The following is a 10,832-nucleotide window of genomic DNA, read 5'->3' as shown; positions in this document are numbered from 1 at the left end:
TTACGCGCGTTCGGCCCATTGTTTGATAATGTTGGCTAGTTGTTCAACCCCGTCAGTTAACGAGGCGGGTCCTGGTTGTAAAATATCGGTAGAGTTTATCTCATAGATGTCACCATTTTTTATCGCAGGTATTGCTTGCCAACCTACTCTAGAGGTAACTTTTTCTTGATCAAATTTACGACCACACCAAGAGGCAATGTAGATATCAGGCTGTTTGGCAATAACATCACTGGGGTTTGCCACAATGCGGTTTTTGGCTAAGGACTGGCCGGAAAACTCTTGATAACAGTCTATACCACCGGCAATTTCTATTAGCTCACTTACCCAGCCAATGCCGGTGATAATAGGGTCAAACCATTCTTCAAAATAAACTTTTGGGCGCACAGGCAGCTTGGCAGCTTGTTGTTTAATTTTGCTTAAATTATGTTGTAAGTCGCTGACTAACTTATCGCCTTTTTCTGGTTGACCGATTAAGCCTGATAAGGTGCGTATCATCTGCAAAATTTCACTGACACTGCGATGATTAAAGCAATGCACTTGTATACCTTCTTTGATTAAATCGGCAACAATATCGGCTTGCATATCAGAAAAGGCCAACACTAAATCTGGTTTTAGTGCGACTATTTTTTCTGTTCTTGCGGTGATGTAAGCACTTACTTTTGTTTTTTCTTTTCGCGCGCGTTCAGGGCGCATGGTATAAGCTGAAATGCCAATAATTCGATGATCTTCTTCCATCAGATAAAGTGCTTCGGTGGTTTCTTCTGTTAAGCAGATAATTCGTTCTGGCCATTTAGGTTCAGCAACTGGCATTATGTATTTTCCTTGTTGACTCGCTGTGGTCTTACTATCAGTCTTGTTACTAGTATTCGCCTTGCTATGAACTATGTATCGCCATGAGCTAGCTGTTATTAGGCTGAGTACTTTTTACTTTATCAAAAACAGAGACACAATGATTAATTTTTTAATTATCCTAGGGGCTATTATTGGCCGACTCGATGTTAACGCATCATAACTAAGTACTTAATGCGCTAAACTTGTTTGCTATATTTTTCGGCATTATCGGGTGAAAATTGGCTTGAATTGACGCTTTAACGATAAGTTGTTAGTTGTTGAGTTTAACGGCCATGGAGACAAAATAAAGCTAATCAGTTAACTTTTATGCTTAGGAACCCGGTTATATTGCGGTGATATTATTTTGAAAAAGTGAGGATATTTATATTCTTAACAGCCCAGTGAATAAAAAATAAACCTTGCTATTTCGCTCTAGCTGTCGATAATCGCGCCATTAATTAAATAATGTCATATTCAATTTTACTTTTTTATGTTTTGAAAGCGTAATAAAATAAAGCTGGGAATGTGGTGAAAGTCCACAACTGTACCCGCAACTGTAAACAGAGCGATATATTAACCACTAAATCTTTTGGCTAAAAGTGATTTGGGAAGGGATATATCTAGATGCTGTAAGTCAGGATACCAGGTGAATTATGATCATTAGTTACCACGTCGAGCGGGTTACTCGGGCATTGGATATTTTATCTATTTTCATTTATACCGCCTCAGTGGTGAAGATGAATTTGCTCGCTATATCGCTAAACCTTATCGACGTTAATCACTATATCGACCAACTGATGTTGGGTTCGATACTCGTTAGGCGTTGCAATGTTTGATATGAAAGCTGTTAGTCACCCACACTCAGAAAAAATTCAAACGCTTATCTATGGTAAAGTTAAACCATTAAATATCAGCACTTTGGGTAAACTCAAACACTTAACTAAGCATTTAACTAAGCACATGGCTAAAGTTCAGCTGACGGTTAAGGTTTGTTATGTGCCTAATCATCTTCATCAGAAGTTACACCTCAACTCTGCCCATTTTACAGCTGTTGCTATTGCGGCCAGTAAAGTCACCAAACAAATGAATAACCAAGTGCACCAAGCCATGGTTGATATTAATCAACATCGAGAAATACAACTTGAGCGATTAGTTGATGTCTGTCAGCAGCATTTAGCTAGGGATAAAATTTACGACATGATTAATCAAGGTGTCGATACGCCGAGTAATAAGCTGCCAACTCACTAAGACGAAAAAATTTAAACAAGCGACAGTAACTGAACACTTTAGTGACTGTTTTACATAGTAAGTTCGAGGGAAGAAAATGAAATTTTTTCACTGCCCCCGCAACGGTAATCATAGTGTTAAGCGTTTTATTTATATAAAGATATATTGATAGAAAGCTTGGCCATGTTAGTCCGAGCACTTTAACTTGCATAATTAAACTGCGCTTAAGCGCGGTAATAAAAATGGTGCGGAGGGCATCGTTAATGAGGTCATATGAACATTAAACAAAACAATTTTTTCAAAAAATCACTATTATCACTTGCCGTTATCAGTGCTATGTCGACAGCTTTTGTCGCTTCAGCAAGCACCGAAAGTAAGGCAAAAGATATTGAAGTATTAACCGTAACGGCAACCCGTACACACCTAAATATTGACGATGCGCTGACTAGTCAAGTGGTTATTACACGTGCAGATATCGAGCTAGCTAACCCAATTTCATTTTTAGATTTATTATCTACAGTACCCAGTATTGATATTGCCACTAATGGCGGTAGAGGGCAAAATGCCTCAATTTTTATGCGTGGCACCAACTCAGATCATACCTTAATACTGATTGATGGCGTGCGAGTGAGTTCCGCCACATCGGGCGGCACAAATTTAAATACCATTTCGCCAGAGATGATCGAGCGTATCGAAATCGTGCAAGGCCCACGTGCAGCATTGTGGGGCTCAGACGCTATTGGCGGTGTTATTCAAATATTTACTCGTCAGTTATCAGCGGGAGAGTTGTTTGCCGGTGCTAGTTTTGGTACTGACAACTATCAAAAGTATAAAGCTGGCGCAGGTATTAGCCATGGTGACGGCCAAACGACTATCACCGTCAGTAAAGAAGAAAGTGATGGTTATGATGTTCAAGAAGGCGCTGAAACTGATGATGACGGTTACGACTTTACCTCGGTAGCGATTAGAGGTCAGCAAAAAATCACGGAAGATTTTTCAGTAGAGTGGTTGTTATCAAGTGATAGCGGCGACAATGAATATGATGGTTATTATAATGGCTCTGACTTTAACAATCATACGTGGTTAGTGCGTGCTAATTATGCGACCAGTATTAAAGGTGTAAATAACAAGACCGTTTTTTCTGTTGGGCAAAGTCGTGACAGTATCGACAGCTTAAGTAATGGCCTTTCACAAGGGATTTTTGAAACACGTCGCAATCAATACTCGATTGTTAATAACAGCCAACTTTCTGATGATCTGCAAGTTAATATTGGTGTCGATTATTATCAAGACGATGTTTCTAAAAGTAGCATTGTTTTTGACAAAGAAGAAAGAGACACCACAGGTGTTTTCGCCCATACCTTGTATACTGAAAATGCATGGACATTTGAAGCGACATTAAGACACGACAGTGTTGAAGATGTTAACTCAGAAAATACGTATAATTTCGGCGTCGGTCATAAAGTTGATGAAGATACTCGCGTGGTACTTAATTATGGTACTGGCTTTAAAGTGCCGACTTATAATGATTTATTCTACCCAGGTTTTGGCACGCCAACACTTGATTCAGAGCTTTCTGAAACGGTAGAGTTATTTTTCGAAACAAAAATTTCTGAAGTTAACACCAGTGTTAGCTTATACCGTTCAAAAATTGATGACCTAATTGGTCAAAAAGATGGTGTGGCAGCAAATTTCGCAAAAGTTGAAATTAATGGTCTTGAACTCTCAGCTAACTATGCCGGCTTTGGTGGTATGCATGACGTTAATCTTTCTTATACGGATGCCGAAGATCAATCGACAACAGATAATACTGGGCGCTTAAGCTATGAGCAGCTTATTCGTCGCGCAAAAGAAAAATTCAACTATAAATTCGTCACCACAGTGAGTGCAGTAGACGTTTACGCAGAATATCAATTTGTTGGTGCAAGAGAAGATGCCGTATTTGGCATTGGTAAGGTTGATTTAGCGAGTTATCAATTAATTAATCTAGGGCTGAACTACGATGTATCTCAAAATTTTAGCGTTTCTTCTCGTATTACTAATTTATTAGATAAAGCGTATCAAACGGCGAGTGGCTTCAACAGCCAAGAACGCGCACTTTATCTTGGTATTACTTATCACAACTAAGTTGTATTGACCTGTCGGGAGTTATTATTGCCTAGCGCTTTTGAAAGAGTATTGAAAGCGCTTTTAAAGGAGTGATGAAATAGCCCTGTAAATAAAAAAAGGCACCCTCTATAATAGTAGGGTGCCTTTTTTATATTATGCGAGTGTGTTCGATGTGGGCGCTGATAACACTATGTTAGTTAATAATGCTTCTTGTTGGCAAAACAAGCGATAAAGCTGTAATTGATTTTTTGCTCTGACTAAATTGTGGCTGGCGTAAGTGGTTTTAAAGTACCGATCGCCATTTAAAAAGTCAGTTAAAAATCGAATACTGAGCATAAATGGCATCAATTTAATGCCAAAGATTAAACTTCTGCGTTCAATTTCGCTGAGCGAGCCATTAAAACCTTCAATGTAGGCGTTGGTTAACGCGGTTAATATCTCAAAATTAATGCTCATATTATCGAGTTCAGCGCTATCTTCGGCAATTGACGGACAACAGCTGCGTACCATATCGCCAAAATCATGCATCAGATAACCTGGCATACAGGTATCTAGATCAATCACGGCAACGGGCTGGTTGGTCGTTTTGCTAAAAAGTAGATTGTTAATTTTAGTGTCGTTATGGGTAACACGTAAGGGCAATTTTTTAGTGATGTCAGCGATACTGTCGATAAAAGTTTGCTGAGATTGAATAAAGGCAATACTTGTCTGAGCGGCTGCTAATCGTGTATCTTCAGCGCTTGCTAGTGCTTGTTGAAATTGTTTTATTCGTATGGATAAATCATGAAAATTTGCAATGATTTCAGCTAATTCTTTACTGTTAAAATCACTGAGTGCGGCCGTAAATTGTGCAAAGGCGCTGGCCACCACACTGGCTTGCTCGACGCTAGTTATTGACTCTAAGGTATAACACTGCGGAATATAATGCAGGCTACGCCAATATTGCCCTTGTACTTTAACATGGTTTTTATTATCTATGCTGCGCAGCTGATAAATCGGTGTTAAAGGGTAGCTTTTATTGTCAGACTTAATTTTTAAGTGTGCGCTAATCAGGTCGGCATTATCAGTTACTTGCCGCGGCGCATTAAAAACTTGTTGATTTAAATGTTGTAAAACGAAGCTGTTATCAAGCGCTTGCACTAAGTAAGTGTTATTGATCAGGCCATTGCCAAGCAAAGTAATTTTGCAATTTTCTATAGCATAACCAAATTGTGCTAATACCTGTGCGAGTAATTTATGAGGTAAGGCTAAAATCATAGGATGTTTTTTTATTGACAATAAGGCGCTATAAATACGCGAAATCTTATCACTATAAAGCGTTCCACATATTAAGCGTTCGACATATAAAACAGTCGAAATGTTAAGTTATCGACATATTAAGAGATAGTCGCCAAGATGAAAAGTCTTCATTTGCTATTAATGTTTAAGAAAAACGAGGCTAAGCTAGCGACAGATAATTTTTTGCATTGATAATATCTTTATATTTGCCATGCTTTACCTCCGGCAGTCCTCCTTCTTTTCTCCCTGTGAGATTTTTTATTTTTACAGCGAGAAAACAAGCAGATAACCAAGGCTAGTGTGCATGTTTGCGCGCTAAACGCTTTAAATTATCGATAGCTTGAGATGATTTTGTATAGGCGAGGACAATTTCTCTAGTCAGTTGTAAGCCAACTATCGGTCTAAACACCACGTCACTGCGCTTAATAATTTCACTATGTGCAGGTAAAAATGCACAACCTAAACCGGCATGTACCAAACCCAGGGCATAATCTATGGTGGTAATTTTTGCTCGCACATCAAGACTAATACCTGCCAGCGCTAAAGTGTCTTGTAAGTTATTCCAAGCACTGCAAGGTGTGCGTTGAATAAAAGGTAAGCCATCGAGCTGCTTTAAAGTGACGGTATCCTTGAGTGCTAATACGTGATCGTAAGGCAATACCAGTAAGTAGTCTTCTTGCCACATATTGATATATTGTTCACTCTCATGGAGTTCGTCTTTTAAAATAATACGCGCATCAACTTTATCAGTATGAGGGGCTAAAGTCAGCTCAACCAAAGGATTGGCTGAGGTAAAATCTTTTAATAGCAGGCTCATGCGCTCAACCCCTAAACCTCGGGTTACGCCTAAGTTAAACGGCAGTTTATCAGTCTTTTCTGAAAACACATTTTTGATTGCCCCCGCTTGTCCTAGCAGTTGCTTGGCTAAGGGAAAAAGCTTTTCCCCTTGCTCTGACGGCGTTACACCACGGGCATGACGAATAAAAAGTTGCACACTAAGTTGTTGCTCTAATTGTGCTATTGCTGCCGATATTGACGGTTGGGCAATAAAGCAGATTTTTGCCGCCGCACTAAAGCTTTTTAACTCATAGACGGCAATAAAATAATTCAGTGATTTTAAATCCATAATAATATTAGTTACTTTAGTGTCAGTATCGTTATCTGCAACGTTATCAGAAAAGGTATAGGAAAAAACTATAGCAGATAAAGGAAAAGAATATTTTAACTTTGGCTGGTTTTTGCTTATTATTTTTGAGCTTTGTTTTACATGCTTTGTTTTAGCGTTTGTTTGATAGCTTAAATCGTCTTACAAGACTAATTTTAAACCACAACAATAATAACTATCCCCGTGGAGATATGATGTCTGATCGCAATCAACTGGTGAACGAAAACTTTATCAATTTTGTTCGAGCACGAACTTTACCTGAATCAAGTTGTGCTTTAAGCCCTAATGATGTGGGACTAAGTTCAGCTGCAGTGATTGACCTATTTGAAACGCAAGTCATGAGTCGCCACCTTGATTTGCAGTCACGCGTGATGCAGAAAAAAGGTCAAAGTTTTTATACTATTGGTAGCTCTGGCCATGAAGGCAATGCCGCTTATGCCAAGGCATTTCGTCCGACAGATATGGCCTTTCTGCATTATCGCAGTGCCGCGTTTGTTATACAGCGTAGCAAGCAAGTGCCCGGACAAACCATTTTATACGACATGCTATTGTCATTTGCGGCCTCAAAAGATGATCCTATTTCTGGTGGTCGTCATAAGGTGCTAGGTAGTAAAGCACTGGCTATTCCGCCACAAACTAGCACCATAGCGTCACATTTACCCAAAGCCATGGGCGCTGCTTTTAGTATTCCGCTAGCCGAGCGTTTAGCCCATCAAGGCGAAATTCCCAACGATAGCGTAATTATTTGTAATTTTGGCGATGCTTCATCGAACCATTCCACCACACAAGGGGCAATTAACAGCACGGCTTGGGCGGCCTATCAGTCGATTCCTATGCCGATTGTTTTTGTCTGTGAAGATAACGGCATTGGTATTTCAACCGCAACTCCAGAAGGTTGGATTGCGGCTAATTATGAAAACAGAGCCGGTTTAACTTATCTCTATTGTGATGGCTTGAATATTTTAGATACTTACCAAACCGCCAAAAAAGCTGAACGTATTGCTCGAGAATTGCGTAAGCCGGTGTTTTTACATATTCGCACCGTGCGTATACTGGGCCATGCGGGGTCTGATGCTGAGTTTGTTTACCGTGATATGGCCGATATTACCGCCACTGAATTTCAAGACCCACTATTACACACAGCGCGCATTATTTTAGAAAATAATATGTTAAGCCCAGAAGAGCTGATTGACATTTACCAAGAGGTTGAAAGTCGCATTGCGGTGATTGCTGAAAATGCCGCTAGCAAAGACAAGCTGACCAGCGCTGAGGCGATCATGGCGAGCATTGTACCCCAAGTTCATAAAGCACCAAGTTCAATCGCGGTCAGCGAGGAAACCCGCAAAGAAATTTTTAAGCATGAGCAACATAATATGCCTAAAAAACAGCATTTGGCAAAATTGATTAATTGGACCTTGATGGACTTGATGGCTGAGTACCCCAATATTGTGATGTGCGGTGAAGATATTGGCAAAAAAGGCGGTGTTTATAATGTTACCGCTAAACTATGCGAGCGTTTTAGCAAGAACCGAGTGATCAATACCTTATTAGATGAGCAAACAATTTTAGGTACCGCGATTGGTTTAGCGCATAACGGTTTTTTACCTATCCCTGAAATTCAATTTTTGGCTTATGTGCATAACGCGGAAGATCAAATTCGTGGTGAAGCGGCCACCTTGCCATTTTTCTCCAATGGCCAGTTTACTAACCCTATGGTGATCCGCATTGCGGGTTTAGCTTACCAAAAAGGTTTTGGTGGTCATTTTCATAATGATAACTCTTTTGCTGTATTTCGCGATATTCCTGGGTTGATCATCGCCTGTCCGTCAAATGGCGCAGATGCGGTTGAAATGATGCGCGCCAGTGTGCGCTTAGCGCAAGAGCAGCAACGCATGGTGATATTTTTAGAGCCAATAGCCTTATACATGGCGAAAGACCTACATCAAGAAGGTGATGGCTTATGGACCTTTGAATACCAAACGCCAGCATTGGCAGACAAGCGCATTGATTTAGGCGTTAAGGTTGCCGGCTCAGGCAAGCAAGTGTGTATTTTAACTTATGGCAATGGCAATTATTTATCGCGTCAAGCACAAGCAAAACTAGCCAAGCAAGGCATTGAAGCGCGTGTAGTTGATTTACGTTGGTTAGCTCCGCTTGATGAACAAGGCATTTTGGCGCAAGTAAATGCTTGTGAGCATGTGCTGATTGTCGATGAATGTCGTCAAACGGGCTCAATTAGCGAAGCCTTAGTGACCTTAATTCATGAACAAGCCAGCAACGACACTAAAATTAAACGCGTTACCGCCAGTGACAGCTTTATTCCTCTTGGCGCGGCGGCTTATGAAGTGTTGCCGTCGGTGGAAAATATTGTCGATGCTGCCAAGGAGATTTGCCAATGAGTTCGTCAGTTAATAATAGCGCTGAAACAAGCGTCAAAAAAAAGCATAACAGCAAGCAAAGAGCGGTAGTTATTTGTCCTGGCCGTGGTACCTACAATAAAGAAGAATTGGGTTATTTGCAGCGTTTACATAGTGATAAAACTAAAATAATTTCATTGATTGATGATTTTCGTGAGCGCCAAGGGCAAATAAAAGTTGCTGAACTTGACGGTATGGAAAATTACAGCATGCGTACACATACGGCGGGTGAAAATGCCTCTGCACTTATTTATGCTTGTGCGCTAGCAGACTTTCAAGCGATTAATAAAGACCAGTTTGATATTGTCGCGGTGACAGGAAACTCGATGGGTTGGTACATCGCGTTAGCTGTTGCCGGCGCTTTAAAGCCAGATAAAGCTATCGAGTTAATTAATACCATGGGCTCTATGATGACAAAAGGTCTTATTGGCGGGCAAATGATTTACCCGATCATTAACGATGATTGGCAAGTTGATCCAGCGCAAGAGCAAAAAGTCATGCAATGCTTGGCACAAGCAAATCAACAAAGTGATTGTGAAGTTTATCTGTCAATTAAGCTCGGTGGCTACCTTGTTTTTGGCGGCAATAAAGCGGGGTTAAAAGCCTTAGAGCATTTACTACCTGTGATACAAGACCGCTACCCGATGTATTTGTTTAACCATGCGGCTTTTCATACGGCGCTGCTTGATGAGGTTTCAAAACGTGCAATGTCGTTAATGTCAGCTGAACTGTTTAATGCCCCCGAAATACCGTTAATCGATGGTTTAGGACAAGTATGGCAACCTTATAGTTGTGATGCTGAGCAGTTATATCACTACACGCTTGCTACCCAAGTGGTTGAGCCTTATAACTTTTCAAAAGCAATAGAAGTGGCCATTAAAGAGTTTGCGCCAGATAAGCTGATTATTTTAGGCCCAGGTGCGACCTTAGGCGGTGCTGTAGCGCAAAGCTTGATCAGTCATCATTGGCTTAACTTAGAAAGTAAGGCTGACTTTATCGCTCAGCAAAAACAAGATCCCTTTATACTTGCTATGGGTTTAGCAGAACAACGTAAAAAGGTTGTAAAATAAGCCTTATGTCGACAGGTATTATTTCAAGCTAAGTAGCGTTTACAATTTTGGTGTAAAATAAAATAGCCGAAAAAATATTTATTTTATACAATAGACAAAAGCAATTTCCGTTTCGAGTTAATTAATGATCACAAGCCGTAAAAAAAATGAAGCAGAGTTAGTACTCGCGTTTAAAGCATTACTAAAAGAACAGTGCTATGGCTCACAAAGTCAACTTGCTGAGGCATTAGCCGAGCAAGGCTTTAAGAATATGTCGCAGGCGAAAATTTCACGCTTGTTATCTAAACTTGGCGCAGTGAAAATGCGAAATGCGAATGATCAAGTGGTTTATATTCTGCCAGATGAGTTAGCCGTACCCAAATCAAAGCAAGCTATTCAATCTGTGGTGATCAGTGTCAAACATAATAATATGCAGATTATTTTAAAAACAGGGATTGGTGGCGCACCATTAATTTCAAGAATGCTAGATAGTTTAGGTGAATCAACCGGTATTTTAGGTACGTTAGCAGGTGACGACACTATATTTATTGCACCAACAGATATTAATCGTATTGATGAAATAACTAAAGACATCAGCTTGTTGTTAGGTGTTTCAACCCAATAGTTTTAAGCTATCAGTTAGCCGTTCTTTGTAGGTTGGACTTTAGTCCATCATCTTGATTTAGCGATATATTCAGCATGATAATCCATCATGCTAACCGCCTATTCGACGACATAAATACGAGCTAAAAATAG

Annotated in this window: 9 protein-coding genes and 2 riboswitches; of the genes, 6 read left to right on the top strand and 3 right to left on the bottom strand. The window is 40.1% G+C overall.

From position 1 onward, the window contains the following. Positions 1–810: a cobalamin-binding protein gene (locus H4J61_RS07410; protein WP_182184552.1), complete on the bottom strand. Its 810-nt coding sequence runs from the start codon at positions 808–810 to the stop codon at positions 1–3. Positions 811–1,302: 492 nt separating this feature from the next. After that, a riboswitch (cobalamin riboswitch) is annotated at positions 1,303–1,498 on the top strand. On the opposite strand from H4J61_RS07410, the gene H4J61_RS07405 reads away from it, so the two are divergent. The 3 genes from H4J61_RS07405 to H4J61_RS07395 all read left to right on the top strand — a co-directional run bounded on the left by H4J61_RS07405 (position 1,485) and on the right by H4J61_RS07395 (position 4,185). Beyond that, on the top strand, positions 1,485–1,667 hold the full coding sequence (locus H4J61_RS07405) for a hypothetical protein (protein ID WP_182184551.1): 183 nt from the start codon (positions 1,485–1,487) through the stop codon (positions 1,665–1,667). It overlaps the preceding riboswitch by 14 nt. After that, the gene (locus H4J61_RS07400) at positions 1,660–2,079 is read left to right on the top strand and encodes a hypothetical protein (RefSeq protein ID WP_182184550.1); all 420 of its coding nucleotides are present in this window, start codon (positions 1,660–1,662) and stop codon (positions 2,077–2,079) included. Before H4J61_RS07405 ends, H4J61_RS07400 begins: the two co-directional genes overlap by 8 nt. A 22-nt stretch (positions 2,080–2,101) precedes the next feature. Then, positions 2,102–2,276, top strand: a riboswitch (cobalamin riboswitch). Positions 2,277–2,331: 55 nt separating this feature from the next. Beyond that, positions 2,332–4,185: a TonB-dependent receptor domain-containing protein gene (locus tag H4J61_RS07395; protein WP_182184549.1), complete on the top strand. Its 1,854-nt coding sequence runs from the start codon at positions 2,332–2,334 to the stop codon at positions 4,183–4,185. Positions 4,186–4,320: 135 nt separating this feature from the next. Here the strand turns inward: H4J61_RS07395 and H4J61_RS07390 are convergent, their stop codons facing one another. Then, complete coding sequence (locus H4J61_RS07390) at positions 4,321–5,445, bottom strand: phosphotransferase enzyme family protein (RefSeq protein ID WP_182184548.1); 1,125 nt, start codon at positions 5,443–5,445, stop codon at positions 4,321–4,323. Positions 5,446–5,740: 295 nt separating this feature from the next. Then, positions 5,741–6,571 carry a LysR family transcriptional regulator gene (locus tag H4J61_RS07385; RefSeq protein WP_182184547.1) on the bottom strand — a complete coding sequence of 277 codons (831 nt, stop codon included), beginning with the start codon at positions 6,569–6,571 and terminating at the stop codon, positions 5,741–5,743. Positions 6,572–6,804: 233 nt separating this feature from the next. Here H4J61_RS07385 and H4J61_RS07380 point away from each other — a divergent pair, with 233 nt between their 5' ends. The 3 genes from H4J61_RS07380 (at position 6,805) to argR (ending at position 10,701) form a co-directional block, all read left to right on the top strand. Next, complete coding sequence (locus tag H4J61_RS07380) at positions 6,805–9,009, top strand: alpha-ketoacid dehydrogenase subunit alpha/beta (RefSeq protein ID WP_182184546.1); 2,205 nt, start codon at positions 6,805–6,807, stop codon at positions 9,007–9,009. Beyond that, entirely contained in the window at positions 9,006–10,097 is a 1,092-nt protein-coding gene (locus H4J61_RS07375; protein ID WP_182184545.1) for an ACP S-malonyltransferase, read from the top strand. Before H4J61_RS07380 ends, H4J61_RS07375 begins: the two co-directional genes overlap by 4 nt. 124 nt (positions 10,098–10,221) lie before the next feature. Beyond that, positions 10,222–10,701, top strand: coding sequence for a transcriptional regulator ArgR (gene argR / locus H4J61_RS07370; protein WP_220460973.1), 480 nt, complete (start codon positions 10,222–10,224; stop codon positions 10,699–10,701). The last annotated feature ends 131 nt before the right edge of the window (positions 10,702–10,832 follow it).

The sequence above is a fragment of the Colwellia sp. MB3u-4 genome (assembly GCF_014077065.1).
Lineage (GTDB): Bacteria > Pseudomonadota > Gammaproteobacteria > Enterobacterales > Alteromonadaceae > Cognaticolwellia.
This window is presented reverse-complemented; position numbering and strand designations above follow the sequence as displayed.

Coding starts and splice junctions, on each gene's coding strand:
- H4J61_RS07385 (WP_182184547.1), bottom strand. CDS start 6,571: ATGGATTTAAAATCACTGAATTATTTTATTGCCGTCTATGAGTTAAAA.
- argR (WP_220460973.1), top strand. CDS start 10,222: ATGATCACAAGCCGTAAAAAAAATGAAGCAGAGTTAGTACTCGCGTTT.
- H4J61_RS07375 (WP_182184545.1), top strand. CDS start 9,006: ATGAGTTCGTCAGTTAATAATAGCGCTGAAACAAGCGTCAAAAAAAAG.
- H4J61_RS07400 (WP_182184550.1), top strand. CDS start 1,660: ATGTTTGATATGAAAGCTGTTAGTCACCCACACTCAGAAAAAATTCAA.
- H4J61_RS07395 (WP_182184549.1), top strand. CDS start 2,332: ATGAACATTAAACAAAACAATTTTTTCAAAAAATCACTATTATCACTT.
- H4J61_RS07410 (WP_182184552.1), bottom strand. CDS start 810: ATGCCAGTTGCTGAACCTAAATGGCCAGAACGAATTATCTGCTTAACA.
- H4J61_RS07405 (WP_182184551.1), top strand. CDS start 1,485: ATGATCATTAGTTACCACGTCGAGCGGGTTACTCGGGCATTGGATATT.
- H4J61_RS07380 (WP_182184546.1), top strand. CDS start 6,805: ATGTCTGATCGCAATCAACTGGTGAACGAAAACTTTATCAATTTTGTT.